13 protein-coding genes are annotated in these 16,342 nt (G+C 70.4%); 2 read left to right on the top strand and 11 right to left on the bottom strand.

Annotated features, from left to right (window positions below; genetic code table 11):
* Positions 1–29 precede the first annotated feature (29 nt).
* The 11 genes from ABEB09_RS22545 to ABEB09_RS22495 all read right to left on the bottom strand — a co-directional run bounded on the left by ABEB09_RS22545 (position 30) and on the right by ABEB09_RS22495 (position 15,327).
* On the bottom strand, positions 30–1,964 hold the full coding sequence (locus tag ABEB09_RS22545; RefSeq protein WP_345691723.1) for a TIGR03960 family B12-binding radical SAM protein: 1,935 nt from the start codon (positions 1,962–1,964) through the stop codon (positions 30–32).
* 70 nt (positions 1,965–2,034) lie between these two features.
* Positions 2,035–3,537: a CYTH and CHAD domain-containing protein gene (locus tag ABEB09_RS22540; protein ID WP_345691722.1), complete on the bottom strand. Its 1,503-nt coding sequence runs from the start codon at positions 3,535–3,537 to the stop codon at positions 2,035–2,037.
* A 25-nt stretch (positions 3,538–3,562) separates the two neighbouring features.
* Entirely contained in the window at positions 3,563–4,765 is a 1,203-nt protein-coding gene (rodA, locus tag ABEB09_RS22535) for a rod shape-determining protein RodA (RefSeq protein ID WP_345691721.1), read from the bottom strand.
* A 5-nt stretch (positions 4,766–4,770) separates the two neighbouring features.
* Complete coding sequence (gene mrdA / locus ABEB09_RS22530) at positions 4,771–6,969, bottom strand: penicillin-binding protein 2 (protein ID WP_345691720.1); 2,199 nt, start codon at positions 6,967–6,969, stop codon at positions 4,771–4,773.
* A 28-nt stretch (positions 6,970–6,997) separates the two neighbouring features.
* Positions 6,998–7,678 carry a rod shape-determining protein MreD gene (gene mreD, locus ABEB09_RS22525; RefSeq protein ID WP_345691719.1) on the bottom strand — a complete coding sequence of 227 codons (681 nt, stop codon included), beginning with the start codon at positions 7,676–7,678 and terminating at the stop codon, positions 6,998–7,000.
* A 4-nt stretch (positions 7,679–7,682) separates the two neighbouring features.
* Positions 7,683–8,681 (bottom strand): rod shape-determining protein MreC, encoded by a 999-nt coding sequence (gene mreC / locus ABEB09_RS22520; RefSeq protein ID WP_345691718.1) that lies wholly within the window; start codon positions 8,679–8,681, stop codon positions 7,683–7,685.
* Positions 8,682–8,780: 99 nt separating this feature from the next.
* Positions 8,781–9,800, bottom strand: a complete 1,020-nt coding sequence (locus ABEB09_RS22515; protein WP_345691717.1) for a rod shape-determining protein — start codon at positions 9,798–9,800, stop codon at positions 8,781–8,783.
* Positions 9,801–10,061: 261 nt separating this feature from the next.
* Positions 10,062–10,475, bottom strand: a complete 414-nt coding sequence (gene ndk, locus ABEB09_RS22510; RefSeq protein ID WP_345691716.1) for a nucleoside-diphosphate kinase — start codon at positions 10,473–10,475, stop codon at positions 10,062–10,064.
* A 224-nt stretch (positions 10,476–10,699) separates the two neighbouring features.
* Positions 10,700–11,059 carry a DUF4233 domain-containing protein gene (locus ABEB09_RS22505; RefSeq protein ID WP_345691715.1) on the bottom strand — a complete coding sequence of 120 codons (360 nt, stop codon included), beginning with the start codon at positions 11,057–11,059 and terminating at the stop codon, positions 10,700–10,702.
* Positions 11,060–11,066: 7 nt separating this feature from the next.
* A complete protein-coding gene (folC, locus tag ABEB09_RS22500) occupies positions 11,067–12,584 on the bottom strand; it encodes a bifunctional tetrahydrofolate synthase/dihydrofolate synthase (RefSeq protein WP_345691714.1) in 1,518 nt (505 codons plus the stop codon).
* 121 nt (positions 12,585–12,705) lie between these two features.
* Positions 12,706–15,327: a valine--tRNA ligase gene (locus tag ABEB09_RS22495; RefSeq protein ID WP_345691713.1), complete on the bottom strand. Its 2,622-nt coding sequence runs from the start codon at positions 15,325–15,327 to the stop codon at positions 12,706–12,708.
* A gap of 136 nt (positions 15,328–15,463) precedes the next feature.
* On the opposite strand from ABEB09_RS22495, the gene ABEB09_RS22490 reads away from it, so the two are divergent.
* Positions 15,464–15,754, top strand: coding sequence for a hypothetical protein (locus ABEB09_RS22490; protein WP_345691712.1), 291 nt, complete (start codon positions 15,464–15,466; stop codon positions 15,752–15,754).
* Complete coding sequence (locus tag ABEB09_RS22485; protein WP_345691711.1) at positions 15,751–16,305, top strand: hypothetical protein; 555 nt, start codon at positions 15,751–15,753, stop codon at positions 16,303–16,305. The genes ABEB09_RS22490 and ABEB09_RS22485 overlap by 4 nt, the downstream gene beginning before the upstream one ends.
* The last annotated feature ends 37 nt before the right edge of the window (positions 16,306–16,342 follow it).

The raw sequence follows: 16,342 nt of genomic DNA, 5'->3' as shown, positions 1-16,342 counted from the left end.
GGCCAGGCCGTTGCGCGGACGTTACGCGGCTACTTCGCGGCGGGCTGCTTCACCGTGAGCGGCAGCAGCTTCTTGCCGGTGGGGCCGATCTGGATGTGCGTGTCCATCTGCGGGCAGACACCGCAGTCGAAGCACGGCGTCCAGCGGCAGTCCTCGACCTCGGTCTCGTCGAGCGCGTCCTGCCAGTCCTCCCAGAGCCAGTCCTTGTCGAGGCCGGAGTCCAGGTGGTCCCAGGGCAGGACTTCCTCGTAGGTGCGCTCGCGGGTGGTGTACCAGTCGACGTCCACGCCGAACTCGGGCAGCGTCTTCTCGGCGCACTCCATCCACCGGTCGTACGAGAAGTGCTCGCGCCAGCCGTCGAAGCGGCCGCCGTCCTCGTACACCGCGCGGATGACCGCGCCGACGCGGCGGTCACCGCGCGAGAGCAGGCCCTCGACGATGCCGGGCTTGCCGTCGTGGTAGCGGAAGCCGATGGAGCGGCCGTACTTCTTGTCGCCGCGGATCTTGTCGCGGAGCTTCTCCAGGCGGGCGTCGGTCTCCTCGGCGGAGAGCTGCGGCGCCCACTGGAAGGGGGTGTGCGGCTTGGGCACGAAGCCGCCGATCGACACCGTGCAGCGGATGTCGTTGGACCTCGACACCTCGCGGCCCTTGGCGATGACGTTGGCCGCCATGTCGGCGATCTGGAGCACGTCGTCGTCGGTCTCGGTGGGCAGGCCGCACATGAAGTACAGCTTCACCTGACGCCAGCCGTTGCCGTACGCGGTGGCGACGGTCCGGATCAGGTCCTCCTCCGAGACCATCTTGTTGATGACCTTGCGCATGCGCTCGGAGCCGCCCTCGGGGGCGAAGGTGAGGCCGGACCGGCGGCCGTTGCGGGTCAGCTCGTTGGCCAGGTCGACGTTGAACGCGTCGACGCGGGTGGAGGGGAGGGACAGGCCGATCTTGTCGTCCTCGTACCGGTCGGCGAGGCCCTTGGCGATGTCACCGATCTCGGAGTGGTCCGCGGAGGACAGGGAGAGGAGGCCGACCTCCTCGAAGCCGGTGGCCTTGAGGCCCTTCTCCACCATCTCGCCGATGCCGGTGATGCTTCGCTCCCGCACGGGGCGCGTGATCATGCCGGCCTGGCAGAAACGGCAGCCGCGGGTGCAGCCGCGGAAGATCTCGACGGACATCCGCTCGTGGACGGTCTCCGCGAGCGGGACCAGCGGCTGCTTCGGGTAGGGCCACTCGTCGAGGTCCATGACGGTGTGCTTGGAGACGCGCCACGGCACGCCCGACTTGTTGGGCACGACACGGGCGATACGGCCGTCGGGCAGGTACTCGACGTCGTAGAAGCCGGGGACGTACACGCCGCCGGTGCGGGCGAGCCGGAACAGCAGCTCCTCGCGGCCGCCCGGGCGGCCCTCGGCCTTCCAGGCGCGGATGATGTCGGTGATCTCCAGGACGGCCTGCTCGCCGTCGCCGATGACGGCGCAGTCGATGAAGTCCGCGATCGGCTCGGGGTTGAAGGCCGCGTGGCCACCCGCGAGGACGATCGGGTCGTCGATCGTGCGCTCGCGCGCCTCCAGCGGGATGCCGGCCAGGTCCAGGGCCGTGAGCATGTTGGTGTAGCCCAGCTCGGTGGAGAAGCTGAGGCCGAAGACGTCGAACGCCTTCACGGGCCGGTGGCTGTCCACCGTGAACTGCGGCACGCCCTGCTCGCGCATCAGCGCTTCCAGGTCCGGCCACACGCTGTACGTGCGCTCGGCGAGGACGCCCTCGCGCTCGTTCAGTACCTCGTAGAGGATCATGACGCCCTGGTTGGGCAGACCGACCTCGTACGCGTCCGGGTACATGAGCGCCCAGCGCACGTCGCAGGACTCCCAGGGCTTGACGGTGGAGTTGAGTTCACCGCCGACGTACTGGATGGGCTTCTGCACGTGCGGGAGAAGAGCTTCGAGCTGTGGAAAGACCGACTCGGACATCTGAAACCTTCGTGGGCCTGGCAGGGGGCGACTCTCTAGCGTAACCCGCTCGCGCGCCGCCCCCGCCCGGTCACCGTTCCAGGCCCCGGACCGACACCTTCGCCCATACGTCCGGCAGCTCACGCTCGCGGGCGGCGGCCGCGGCCTCCTCCCTGCCGTACAGGAGGCCCCAGACGAAGGCGGACTCGCCGGCGGCGTGGGACTGGATCGCGAGGTTCCGCAGGCTTTCACGGGCGACGACGCTGTCCTGGTGGTCGCCGAGGATCTTCTGCACGGCCTTGACCCGCTTGGCGAAGCGCTTCGCGGGCTTGCCCAGGGCCGGCCGGGCGGCCTCGGCGGCGTACCGGGCGCGCTTGGCGGCCTTGCGGGCCTCGTGGAGGGCGACGTCCCGCTCGGGCCCCGGCGGCAGGGAGAGGGCCCGGTCGACGCGGTCGGCCAGCCGGGCGTGGTCCTTCAGGACGGCCTTGGCCAGCACGCCGGCCGGGTCCTTCCCGGCGGCGGGGCGCAGGGGCGGGTCGGCGAGGAGGGCGTCGAGTCCGTCGAGGAGGGCCAGGTAGCGGCCGCTGTCGAGGAGCTTCAGGGTGCGGCCGCGGGACCCGGCGCGGCGGGCGGTGGCCCAGCGGCGGTGCCGGGCGCGCACGGGGCCGAGGAGGAGGGTGCGGGGGACGCCGTCGAGGGCCGTCCGCAGCCGCTCGGTGAGGACCTCCTGGTCGCGTTCGACACCGAGTTCGGCGGCGACCCATTTGAGTTCGCCGGCGAGGGGGTCGGTCACGTCGCGGTCGAGGACCTTCCGGTACGAGCGGAAGGCGCTGCGCAGCCGGCGGGTGGCGACGCGCATCTGGTGGACGGCGTCGGGCTGGTCGCGGCGTACGGCGGCGTCGTACGTGAGCAGCGCGTCGACCTGGGCGCGGAGGTGGGCGAGGACGTGGTCGCCGGCCGTGCGGTCCGCCGGGGTGGGCGGGGCGGGCGGCGGGGTGCCGGTCCCGGTGAGGGCGCGGGCGAGTTTGGAGGGCGCGGCGGCGGGGCGGATGCCGGCCTTGCGGAGCCTCTTGTCGACGGCGTCGAGGAGGGCGGGGTCGGCCCCGTCGGCCAGCTCGACCTCGATCTCGGTCCACTCGGCGCTGGTCCCGCCGCCGGTGAGGCGTTCGGCGTGGACGGTGTCGGTGCTCAGCTCGGCGAGGACGGTGCCGTCGCCGTCGACGAGGTGGCGCACGTCGCGTGCGGAGCGCAGCCGCACCAGGGGGACGAGGGCGTCGCCGCGGGTTCTGGCGCGGACGAGCCCGGCCAGCTTCCGCGGGACCTCGTCGGCGAGGGGGGCGCTGATCTCGTCCCGTATGCCGGGGGCGACGGGCAGCTTGAGGTGCCAGCCCTCGTCGCCGCCGCCGGTGCGGCGGCGCAGGGTGATCGCGTGGGCGGCGAGGCGCAGGTCCGGGGTGTCGTGGTAGACCGCGTCGAGGTCCGCGGCGCCCGCCTCGACGACGGCCGAGACGCCGCGGACCCGGGTGAGGTCCGGCAGCCGGGTGTCGGTGGTGGCTTCGTACTTCCGCTCGATCTCGCGTTTCGTATCCGCCATGAACCGAATCTAGTGCACGGTCCCCTTATGCCGTTATGGGTCGTTGCACGCGGATGGACTGGAGCAGGCCGATCGCCACCCACACGGCGAACATGGAGGATCCGCCGTAGGAGACGAACGGCAGCGGAAGCCCGGCGACGGGCATGATCCCCAGGGTCATGCCGATGTTCTCGAAGGACTGGAACGCGAACCAGGCGATGATCCCGGCGGCGACGATCGTGCCGTACAGCTCGGTCGTCTCGCGGGCGATCCGGCAGGCGCGCCACATGACGACCCCGAGGAGCGCGATGATCGTGCCGGCGCCGAGGAAGCCGAGCTCCTCCCCGGCGACGGTGAAGATGAAGTCCGTCTGCTGCTCGGGGACGAACTGGCCGGTGGTCTGGTGGCCGTTGAACAGTCCGGCGCCGTAGAGGCCGCCGGAGCCGATGGCGATACGGGCCTGGTTGGTGTTGTAGCCGACGCCGGCCGGGTCGAGTTCCGGGTTGGCGAAGGCGGCGAAGCGGTTGAGCTGGTACTCGTCGAGGACGCCGAGCGCCGCGACCAGGACGGCGCCGGCGATGCCCGTGCCGATCAGGCCGAAGATCCAGCGGTTGGACGCGCCGGAGGCGAGGAGCACGCCGAGGACGATCACGACCATCACCATGACGGACCCGAGGTCCGGCATCAGCATGACGATGGCCATGGGGACGACCGCGAGGATCAGCGACTTCGCGACGGTGCGGTGGTCGGGATGGAGCTGGTCGCCCGCGTCGACGCGGGCGGCGAGCATCATCGCCATGGACAGGATGATCGTGACCTTGACGAACTCGGACGGCTGGAGGGAGAAGCCGCCGCCGAGCACGATCCACGCGTGGGCGCCGTTGATGGTGGCGCCGAGCGGTGTGAGCACCAGCAGCACCAGCACGACGGAGATGCCGTAGAGGACCGGGACGGCGCCGCGCAGCGTGCGGTGGCCGAGCCAGATCGTGCCGATCATCAGGGCGACGCCGATGCCGGTGTTGAGCAGGTGCTTGAAGAAGAACGAGTACGGGTCGCCCTGGTTCAGCTCGGTGCGGTTGCGGGTCGCGGACCACACGAGCAGCGACCCGACGAGCGACAGCGCGAGGGCCGAGAACAGCAGCGGCCAGTCGAGCCTGCGCACGAGGGAGTCGCGGGCGGTGAGGCTGGCCCACACGCCCCCGCGCTCGGGGGCGTACCGGGAGACGGAGAACGCCTTGTTTCCTGGCATGCGGGTCAGTCCCTCCAGACGGGCGGCGGGCCGGCGAGGCCCGGCTGTCCGTCCTCCCCTTCGCCCTCCTTCTCGGGCTTCTGCGACTCGGGGTCGTAGGGCCTGATGGTGGGGGCGTCGATGGAGCCGTCCGGGAGGATCTTCGGCAGGCCCTTCTGCGGCTTCGGCAGCAGGGCCCGCTTGAGGTCCTGGTTGCCCTCGTCGTCGAGGCCGTAGATCGCGTCGTAGATGTTGCGCACGGCGGGGCCGGAGGCGCCGGAGCCCGTACCACCCTGGGAGATCGTCATGACGATCGTGTAGTCCTCGGTGTAGGTCGCGAACCACGAGGTCGTCTGCTTGCCGTAGACCTGGGCGGTGCCGGTCTTGGCCCGCAGCGGGATCTTGTCCTGGGGCCAGCCGACCTGGGTGAACCGCCAGGCGGCGGTGCCTCCGGGTTCGACGACGGAGAGCAGGCCCTTGTCGATGTCGCGGATAGTCTGGGCGTCGATCGGCAGCCTGCCACGGGCCTTGGGTGTGATCTCCTCGATCTTCTTGCCGTCGGGGCTGATCACGGCCTTGCCGATGGTGGGCTCGAAGAGCGTGCCGCCGTTGCTGATGGCGGAGTAGGCGGTGGCCAGCTGAATGGGCGTGATGAGGACGTCACCCTGGCCGATGGCGAAGTTGATGCTGTCGAAGGCCTTCAGCTGGTTGCCTTCGAGGCAGCTCTCGTACGCGATCTGCTCGACGTACGTGCCGCCCTTCTTGCCCTGCTTGCACCAGGCGTCCTTGTTGGCCTCCCAGAACTTCTGCTTCCACTGGCGGTCCGGGATGCGGCCGGTGACCTCGTTCGGCAGGTCGATGCCGGTCTCGGAGCCGAACCCGAAGTCATGGGCGGTCCGGTAGAACCAGTCGTGGGCGTTCTTGTGCGGCTTGAGGCCGCCGTCGCGCTGCCACTCCTTGTGGCCGAGCGCGTAGAAGACGGTGTTGCAGGAGAACTTGAGGGCGTCGCCGAGGGAGATGGGGCCGTGCCCCTTGGACTCGAAGTTGGCGAAGCTGCGCCCGCCGAGACTGTAGGAGCTGCTGCAGTTGTAGAGGCCGTCGAAGGGGTAGCCGGCGCGCACGGCCGCGCTCGCGGACACCACCTTGAAGACGGAGCCGGCGGGTGACTGGCCCTGGATGGCCCGGTTGAGCAGCGGGTAGTTGGAGCCCTTGCTGGTCAGCCGGGCGTACTCCTTGCCGGAGATGCCGCCGACCCAGGCGTTCGGGTCGTAGTCGGGCTGGGAGGCCATCGCGACGACGCGGCCGGTCTTGGACTCCATGACGACGACGGCGCCCGCGTCGGCCTTGTACGGGCGGCCGGTGACCCGGTCGGTCTCCTTCCGTACCGCCTTCATCGCCTCGTGGAGTTCGTGCTCCGCGACCGCCTGCACGCGGGCGTCGATGGAGGTGACGACGTTGGAACCGGGGCGGGGAGGGTCGTTCTCCGCCTGGCCGAGGACCCGGCCGAGGTTGTCGACCTCGTAGCGCGTGACGCCCGCCTTGCCGCGCAGCACCTTGTCGTAGGTGCGCTCCAGGCCGGAACGTCCCACCTGGTCGGAGCGGAGGAACGGCGAGTTGGTGTCCTTCGCCTTCTCGATCTCCTCGTCGGTGACGGGCGAGAGGTAGCCGAGGACCTGGGAGGTCTTGGCGAGGCCGGGGGCCGGGTAGCGGCGTACGGCGGTGGGTTCGGCGGTGATGCCGGGGAAGTCCTCGGCGCGCTCGCGGATCTGGAGGGCCTGCTGGGTGGTGGCCTCGTCGGTGATGGGGATCGGCTGGTACGGGGAGCCGTTCCAGCAGGGCTGCGGGGTCTTGGAGTCGCAGAGCCGGACCTTGTCCATGACCTCCTTGGGCGTCATGCCGAGGACGCCGGCGAGGCGGGTCAGGACGCCCTTGCCGCGGTCCTTCATCCGCATGAGCGCGGTGCGGGAGGCGGAGACGACGAGGCGGGTCTCGTTGTCGGCGAGGGGCACGCCGCGGGCGTCGAGGATGGAGCCGCGGACGGCGGGCTGGACGACCTGCTGGACGTGGTTGTTGCGCGCCTCGTCGGTGTACTCCTGGCCGTTGCGGATCTGGAGGTACCAGAGGCGGCCGCCGAGGGTGAACAGCAGGGAGAAGACGAGGACCTGGATGACGACGAGCCGGATCTGGACGCGCGGCGTCCGGCCGGTCTCGGGAATATTGCTCACGACGCCTCCCCTTCACGACGTGGTGCGTTCACAGCCGCTTGACCCCCTTGATGCGTCCGGCGCGGGCCGCCCTGCTGCGGGCGGCCTTGGCGCGCAGCCCGCCCCGCAGTCCGCCGCTGCGCTGGCTCCCGATGCGCAGTCCGGTGCCGGAGGCCATCCACCCGGAGGACACGTCGGTGGCGCCTCCGGTGGACTCGGCGAGCGGGTCGTTGTCGGCGCGCCGGGCCAGCGCCATGATCCACGGCACGGTGAACGGCGCGAGCAGCAGGTCGTAGACGACGGCCGTGAGGATGAGCGACGGCAGGCCGACGTGGCGGGCCCCGGTGTCGCCGACGAGGGCGCCGACGCCCGCGTACAGCAGGGTCGAGCCGATCGCGGCGCCGACCACCATGGCCATGGGGCCGACGGCGGAGCGCAGTTGGCCGTTGTCGGGCTTGGCGAGGCCGGCGAGGTAGCCGATGACGCACAGGACGAGGGCGTAGCGGCCGGCGGCGTGGTCGGCGGGCGGGGCGAGGTCGGCGAGCAGGCCGGCGCCGAAGCCGATGAGGGCGCCGCTGACGTGCCCGTACACGAGGGACAGGCCGAGGACGGTCAGGAGCACCAGGTCGGGAACGGCGCCGGGCAGTTGGAGGCGGGAGAGGACGGAGACCTGGACGACGAGGGCGACGACGACGAGGGTGGCGGAGAGCAGCATCCGGTTGAAGCGCATGGGACTACTCCTGGTCCTGCTCGTCGGTCCGTGCGTTCGTCTCCGGCTCCGCGTCGCCCGCCAGGCCCTCCTGCTGCCCGTCCGGCGTGGCGCCGTCGGTGGGCGTCGGCGTGACCGTGACGGTGACGGTCGGGGCGGGCTTCGGCTTGGGCGGCAGGACCATGTCGCGGGGGTCGGTGCGGGGTGCCTGGACGACCACGCCGACGATGTCGAGGCGGCTGAAGGCGGCGTACGGGCGGACGAAGAGCCGGCGGGTCAGGTCGCCGCCGGAGGGGTCGACGCGCATGACCTCGCCGACGGGGACGCCGGGCACGAACGGCTTGTCGGCCTGGGAGCCGAAGGTGACGAGCCGGTCACCGGCCTTGACCTTGGCCTTGCCGTTGAGGAGCTGCACGGAGAGCGGCCGGTCGCCCTGGCCGGTGGCGAAGCCCAGTTCGTCGGTGCGCTCTATCCGGGTGCCGACCGTGAAGTCGGGGTCGTTGGCGAGGAGGACGGTGGAGGTGGAGGGGCCGACGGTGGTGACCCGGCCGACCAGGCCGTCGCCGTTGAGGACGGTCATGTCGCGCTCGATGCCGTCCTCGGAGCCGGCGTCGATGGTCACCGTCCAGGAGAAGCCCTGCGCGGATCCTATGGCGATGACCTCGGCCGCCTTGATGCCGTACTGACCGGCGCCGGCCGTCTTGAGCAGCTTGTCGAGCGAGCGGGCGCGGTTGCGGTTGCGGTCGTCGCTGCCGAGCTTGGCCTTCAGTTCGGCGTTCTCGCGTTCGAGCTGTGCGATGCGGCTGTGGCGCTCGCCGGAGTCCCGTACGGCCCCGATCGCGTTCCCGATCGGGTCGACCGCCGTCGCGACCGCGTTCTCGACCGGGCCGAACACGGTGGCGGCGGCCCGCCGCGCTCCGTCGACGGGAGACTCCTCACCGCCGCGGATGTCCACCGTGATCAGCGCGAACGCGACGGCGACCAGCAACGCCAGAAGCAGCCGGCTCTCTTTCGTGTCCCTCACGTGGGGCGGCCGTGCCTTCCTCGATAGGAATGTTTGTGCCGTTATACCAACGATCAGCCGTACGGGTCCGACTACACCCGTACGGCTGATCGTGACGCGTTATCTGCGGGGCTGGGCGTCGAGGACCTGCTGGAGCGCCTCGAATTCCTCGACACACTTGCCGGAGCCGAGCGCCACCGAGTCGAGCGGGTCCTCGGCGATGTGGATGGGCATGCCGGTCTCCCGGCGGAGCCGCTCGTCGAGGCCGCGGAGCAGGGCACCACCGCCGGTCAGGACGATGCCGCGGTCCATGACGTCGCCGGACAGCTCCGGCGGGCACTTGTCGAGGGTCGTCTTGACGGCGTCGACGATGGCGTTGACCGGCTCCTCGATGGCCTTGCGGACCTCGGCGGCCGAGATGACCACGGTCTTGGGCAGTCCGGAGACCAGGTCGCGGCCGCGGATCTCGGTGTGCTCGTCCTGGCCCAGGTCATGGGCCGAACCGATGGTGATCTTGATCTGTTCGGCGGTGCGCTCACCGAGGAGGAGGCTGTACTCCTTCTTGATGTGCTGGATGATCGCGTTGTCCAGCTCGTCGCCCGCGACACGGATGGACTGTGCCGTGACGATTCCCCCGAGGGAGATCACGGCGACCTCCGTGGTGCCGCCGCCGATGTCCACCACCATGTTGCCGGTGGCCTCGTGGACGGGCAGGCCCGAGCCGATCGCGGCCGCCATGGGCTCCTCGATGATGTGCACCTGGCGGGCGCCGGCCTGCGTGGACGCCTCGATCACCGCACGGCGCTCGACGCCCGTGATGCCGGAGGGCACACACACGACGACCCGGGGACGGGCCAGATAGCGCCGCTTGTGGATCTTCAGGATGAAATAGCGCAGCATCCGCTCGGTGATCTCGAAGTCGGCGATCACGCCGTCCTTCAGCGGCCGGACGGCGACGATGTTGCCGGGGGTCCGGCCGATCATCTTCTTCGCCTCCGCGCCGACCGCCAGGATGCCACCGGTGTTGGTGTTGATGGCGACGACCGAAGGCTCGTTGAGGACGATGCCGCGACCCCTGACGTACACCAGCGTGTTGGCGGTCCCGAGGTCGACAGCCATGTCACGGCCGATGAACGACATTGAGTTCCCCTTGTTTCCCATGAGGATGCGTCGGGCCTTCCCAATAGAGCGTTGACGGCTTCTCAGGACGGCGCGCTGGATCGTGTGGAGCGGAGGATTCCATCGTAGTGCCGCCTACGCGAACACGGCGCGGTGGTCCGCCTCTGTATAGGTGACGAGGTGTCGGACGGATGCGTTCCCGCCGCCCCCGTCATATGCCGAAGGGCGACCGAAATTCCTTCGGTCGCCCCAGGTCATGAGCGCTGTATGGCTGACGCCAGGTCAGGAAATCCCGGGGAAGAAAATCTTCAGTTCCCGAATGGCGGACTCCTCGGAGTCCGAGGCGTGGATCAGGTTCTCGCGGACGATGGTGCCGAAGTCGCCCCGGATGGAGCCGGGCGCCGCGGCGATCGGGTCCGTCGGACCGGCCAGCTGGCGGACACCCTCGATGACCCGCTCGCCCTCGACGACGAGCGCGACGACGGGCCCGGAGGCCATGAAGGCGACGAGCGGCTCGTAGAAAGGGCGCCCGATGTGCTCGGCGTAGTGCTGCTCCAGAAGGGCCCGGTCCAGCGTGCGCATCTCCAGCGCGGTGATGCTCCAGCCGGCCTTGCGCTCGATACGGCCGATGATCTCGCCGACCAAGCCGCGTCGGACGGCGTCCGGCTTGAGGAGGACGAGGGTGCGCTGGGTCATGATGTACGGCTCCTTGCGGCCGGGGAGGTGTGCGGTTCCGGCAGAGGTTACCGGTTGTGACGGCCGATGTGGCACCCGGGCCGTCCCTAGACGACCCCCGCTGAAGCGGGGAGCACGACCAGCATGACGGCGAGCACAAGGGCAAGCCGGGGTCACCCCCGCGTGTGCGGGGAGCGCCGACCCGGGTGCAGCTCCCATTGGAGCACGCCGCACCGACAATCGGGCTATGCCGTCGGTGTCTCCGCCTCGGCCTCGGCGGCCGCCGCCCACTTCGCCTTCGCCTCGTCGATCTTGCGGCCGAAGTGGATCGACGCCCACCACAGGCCCGCGAAGACCGCGCCCAGGAAGAACATGAGCGGCACCACGAAGCCGCTGGCGATCAGGGCCACCTGGAGCACCCAGCCCAGCTGGACCCCGCCCGGCCGGGTGATCATCCCGCACAGCAGCACCGACAGCAGCATGGCGATCCCGCACACCGTCCACACCGTGGTCATGGTGAGCGAGTCGTCCTTCATCGCGACGAGCCCCGCGAAACCGATCACGAAGAACTCACCGATCAGGGTGGACGCACAGAGCGTACGCATACGGCCCTCAGCCCTTTCCGCGCAGCAGCAGCCGGGCCTCGCCGACCGTGATCACCGAACCCGTCACCAGGACGCCCGCGCCGGCGAACTCGCCCTCTTCCTCCGCCAGGGTGATGGCCTCCTCCAGCGCTTCGTCCAGGCGGGGCTCCACCACCACGCGGTCCTCGCCGAAGACCTCCACCGCGACGGCCGCGAGCGCGTCGGGGTCCATCGCCCGGTGCGTGGAGTTCGCCGTGACGACGACCTCCGCGAAGACCGGCTCGAAGGCCTCCAGCAGGCCGCGCACGTCCTTGTCGCCGCTCGCGCCGACCACACCGATCAGCCGCGAGAAGCCGAACGCCTCGCTGATGCCCTCCGCGGCCGCCTGGGCGCCGGCCGGGTTGTGTGCGGCGTCCAGCACCACGGTGGGGCTGCGGCGCACGACCTCCAGACGGCCCGGCGAGGACACCGAGGCGAACGCCTTGCGGACGGTGTCCAGGTCCAGGGGCCGGGCGTGCTGCGCGCCGATCCCGAAGAACGCCTCCACCGCGGCGAGCGCCACGGCCGCGTTGTGCGCCTGGTGCGCGCCGTACAGCGGGAGGAAGACCTCCTCGTACTCCCCGCCGAGTCCGCGCAGCGTCAGCAGCTGTCCGCCGACGGCGACCTCGCGGGAGACGACGCCGAACTCCATGCCCTCGCGGGCCACGGTCGCGTCGACCTCGACGGCCTTCTTCAGCAGGACCTGAGCGGCGTCCACCGGCTGCTGCGCCAGGACGACGGTCGCGCCCTGCTTGATGATCCCGGCCTTCTCGCCGGCGATCTCCGCGGGCGTCGAGCCGAGCCGGTCGGTGTGGTCCAGGGAGATCGGCGTGACGACCGCGACGGACGCGTCGATCACGTTCGTCGCGTCCCACGTGCCGCCCATGCCGACCTCGACCACGGCCACGTCGACCGGCGCGTCCGCGAAGGCGGCGTAGGCCATCCCGGTCATGACCTCGAAGAAGGAGAGCCGGTAGTCCTGCTGGGAGTCGACCATCTCGATGTACGGCTTGATGTCCTCGTACGTCTCGATGAACCGCTCGGCGCTGATCGGGGCGCCGTCCAGGCTGATCCGCTCGGTGATCGTCTGGACGTGCGGCGAGGTGTACCGGCCGGTGCGCAGCTCGAACGCGCCGAGCAGCGCCTCGATCATGCGGGCCGTGGAGGTCTTGCCGTTGGTGCCCGTGATGTGGATGGACGGGTAGGAGCGCTGCGGCTCGCCGAGGACGTCCATCAGTGCGGCGATCCGCGTGACGGACGGCTCCAGCTTGGTCTCGCCCCAGCGGGTCGACAGGTCCTCCTCGACCGCGCGCAGCGCCCGGTCGACCTCCGGGTCGGCCGGCCGCGCCGGCAGGGGGTCGCCCTGGGGCGGTCCGGCCTGGGCGCGCAGCGTACGGCTGCCGGCCTCGATCACCGCCAGGTCGGGGTCTCTGGTGGTCTCGGCTTCGATGATCTCGTCGAAGTCGTCGCTGTCCGGGTGGTCGCTGGACGGGGGCTGCTCACTCACGCGGTCCAGTCTACGGACCGCGTACGACAACGCCCGGTGCCGGCCCGCAGGCACGACGAGGGCCCCGGAACCGGGCGGGTTCCGGGGCCCTCGTCTCACCCCCGCGTGTGCGGGGGCCGGCTCACGCCTGCGGCAGGGCCGCCAGCTGGGCCGTGATCCGCTCCTGGTCCGCCTCCGCGTTCGCCAGCCGCGTGCGGATCTTCTCCACGACGTGGTCGGGTGCCTTCGCGAGGAACGCCTCGTTGCCGAGCTTCGCCCGGGCCTGCGCGATCTCCTTCTCGGCGCCGGTCAGGTCCTTCGTCAGGCGCTTGCGCTCCGCCTCGACGTCGATCGTGCCCGACAGGTCGAGCGCGACCGTGGCGCCGGCGACCGGCAGGGAGGCGGTGGCGTGGAAGCCCTCGCCCTCCGGCTGGAGGCGCAGCAGCTGACGGATGGCCGGCTCGTGCGGGGCCAGCGGCGTGCCGGCCAGGTCCAGGCGGGCCGGGACCTTCTGGCCGGGCTGGAGGCCCTGGTCGGAGCGGAAGCGGCGGACCTCGGTGACGACCCGCTGGACGAGCTCGATCTCCTGCTCGGCGGCCTCGTCGCGGAAGCCGCTGTCCGTCGGCCAGTCGGCCACGACGAGCGACTCGCCGCCGGTGAGCGTGGTCCACAGGGTGTCGGTGACGAACGGGACGACCGGGTGGAGCAGTCGCAGCATCACGTCCAGGACCTCGCCGAGGACGCGGGCGGAGACGCGGGCCTGCTCGCCGCCCTCGAAGAACGTCGTCTTGGACAGCTCGACGTACCAGTCGAAGACCTCGTCCCAGGCGAAGTGGTACAGCGCCTCGCTGAGCTTGGCGAACTGGAAGTCGTCGTAGTAGGCGTCGACTTCGGCGACCGTCTTGTTGAGGCGGGACAGGATCCAGCGGTCGGCCGCCGACATCTGCGAGGCGTCCGGCAGCGGGCCCTCCACGGTCGCGCCGTTCATGAGCGCGAAGCGGGTGGCGTTCCAGATCTTGTTGGCGAAGTTGCGGGACGCCTGGACCCAGTCCTCGCCGATCGGCACGTCGGTGCCGGGGTTGGCGCCCTTGGCGAGGGTGAAGCGGACGGCGTCGGAGCCGTAGGCGTCCATCCAGTCGAGCGGGTCGACGACGTTGCCGAAGGACTTCGACATCTTCTTGCCGCGCTCGTCGCGGACGAGGCCGGTGAGGGCGATCGTCCTGAACGGGACCTCGCCGTCCATCGCGTACAGGCCGAACATCATCATCCGGGCGACCCAGAAGAAGATGATGTCGTGGCCGGTGAGCAGGACGTCGGTCGGGTAGAACTTGTCGAGGTCCGGGGTCTGCTCCGGCCAGCCGAGCGTGGAGAACGGCCACAGGCCGGAGGAGAACCACGTGTCGAGGACGTCGGTCTCCTGGGTCCAGCCCTCGCCGGCCGGCGGCTCGTCGTCGGGTCCGACGCAGACGACCTCGCCGTTCGGGCCGTACCAGACGGGGATGCGGTGGCCCCACCACAGCTGGCGCGAGATGCACCAGTCGTGCATGTTGTCGACCCAGTCGAAGTAGCGCTTCGACATGTCCTCGGGGTGGATCGCGACCCGGCCGTCGCGGACGGCGTCACCGGCCGCCTTGGCGAGCGGTTCGACCTTGACCCACCACTGGAGCGACAGGCGCGGCTCGATGGTGGTCTTGCAGCGGGAGCAGTGGCCGACGGAGTGGACGTACGGCCGCTTCTCGGCGACGATCCGGCCCTGCGAGCGCAGCGCGCCGACGACGGCGTCGCGGGCCTCGAAGCGGTCGAGCCCCTGGAACGGGCCGTGGACGGTGATGACTCCGCGCTCGTCCATGATCGTCATGGACTCCAGGCCGTGGCGCTGGCCGATCGCGAAGTCGTTCGGGTCGTGCGCCGGGGTCACCTTGACGGCGCCGGTGCCGAACTCGGGGTCGACGTGCGTGTCGGCGACGACGGGGATCGTACGGTCCGTCAGCGGCAGCTTGATGCGCTTGCCGACCAGGTGCTTGTAGCGCTCGTCGTCGGGGTGGACGGCGACGGCGGTGTCGCCGAGCATCGTCTCGGCGCGGGTGGTGGCGACGACCAGGGTGTCCTCGCCCTCGCCGTACTTGATGGAGACCAGCTCGCCGTCGTCCTCCTGGTACTCCACCTCGATGTCGGAGATGGCCGTGAGGCAGCGGGGGCACCAGTTGATGATGCGCTCGGCGCGGTAGATCAGCTCGTCGTCGTAGAGCCGCTTGAAGATGGTCTGGACGGCCCGGGACAGGCCCTCGTCCATGGTGAAGCGCTCACGGCTCCAGTCGACGCCGTCACCGAGGCGGCGCATCTGGCCGAGGATCTTGCCGCCGTACTCCTCCTTCCACTTCCAGACGCGCTGGACGAACTCCTCGCGGCCCAGGTCGTGGCGGGACTTGCCCTCCTCGGCGAGCTGCTGCTCGACCTTGTTCTGGGTGGCGATGCCGGCGTGGTCCATGCCGGGCAGCCACAGCGCCTCGTAGCCCTGCATGCGCTTGCGGCGCGTGAGGGCGTCCATGAGGGTGTGCTGGAAGGCGTGGCCCAGGTGGAGGCTGCCGGTGACGTTCGGCGGGGGGATGACGATGGTGTACGCGGGCTTGGTGCTGGTGGCGTCCGCCGTGAAGTAACCGCGCTCTACCCAGCGCTCGTACAGCTGCCCCTCTACCTCGGCCGGCGCGTACTGGGTCGGCAGTTCGGGGACGGATGCTGGCTGCTGCTGAGTGTTCTCGGTCACGGGGCCAGTTTAGAGGTGTCACAGGCCCGTACTGAAACGGGAATGTTCGGTAACGGTGTGACCCCCGCTGCCCCACGGGAACGCCCTTTCGGCCAGGATGTGTGGGAGACATAAACATCTGGAGGGGAACCCCTTAATGAGTTACCAGCAGCCGGGCCCGTACGGTGGACAGCCTCAGCAGCCCGGGCCGTACGGTCAGCCGGGCCCTTACGGCCAGCCGGGCCCCTATGGCCAGCCGCCGCAGGCGCCCCAGCCCGGTTACGGCTACCCGCAGCAGGCCCCGCAGCCCCAGCCGGGTTACGGCTACCCGCAGCAGGCTCCGCAGCCGTACGGCCAGCCCCCGCAGCAGCCGCCCTACGGCGCGGCCCCCGGCGGCTACCCGGGCGCTCCTGCGCCGCAGCCCCGAAGAAGAGCAAGGCGGGCGTGATCATCGGTGCGGCGGCGGTCGTCGTCGCGCTGGCGGTCGGCGCGTACTTCGTGTTCGGCGGCAGCGGCAACGGTGCGGTCGCCGCGGACACCAAGGGGTACAAGCTGACCGCTCCGGAGAGCGTCGGCGAGTTCAAGAAGAGCGAGGGCAGCGGGTCGAGCACGCTGTCCGACAAGGACAAGAAGGAGGCCGAGGCGCTCGGGATCAAGAACCCGCAGCAGCTCGGCGTCCAGTACCAGTCGGGCGACAAGAGCAACCCGATGCAGCAGAAGATGCTGACGCTGAGCGGTCTGTGGGGCGAGATCAGCGACCCGGAGAAGGCGCTCGACGGGCACTTCAACAAGGTGCAGGAGGGCGAGGACGAGGATCTGTCGATCAAGTTCATCGGCAGCGCCGAGGAAGTGACCCCGGCGGGCTTCGAGGGCGCCCTGATGAAGTGCCGTCAGGCCGAGTTCACGTTCAAGGGCGACACCGAGGGCCTGACCAACAAGCCGGTCCTCGTGCCCGTGTGCGCCTGGGCCGACTTCGGCACCATGGCTCGGTGTCCGTGATGCACGCGTCGCAGATGATGACGGGCGGCGCCGGCGC

The organism is Streptomyces coeruleoprunus (genome assembly GCF_039542925.1).
Lineage (GTDB): Bacteria > Actinomycetota > Actinomycetes > Streptomycetales > Streptomycetaceae > Streptomyces > Streptomyces coeruleoprunus.
The sequence above is the reverse complement of the archived record's forward strand: the minus strand, read 5'-3'. Positions and strand labels throughout refer to the sequence as shown.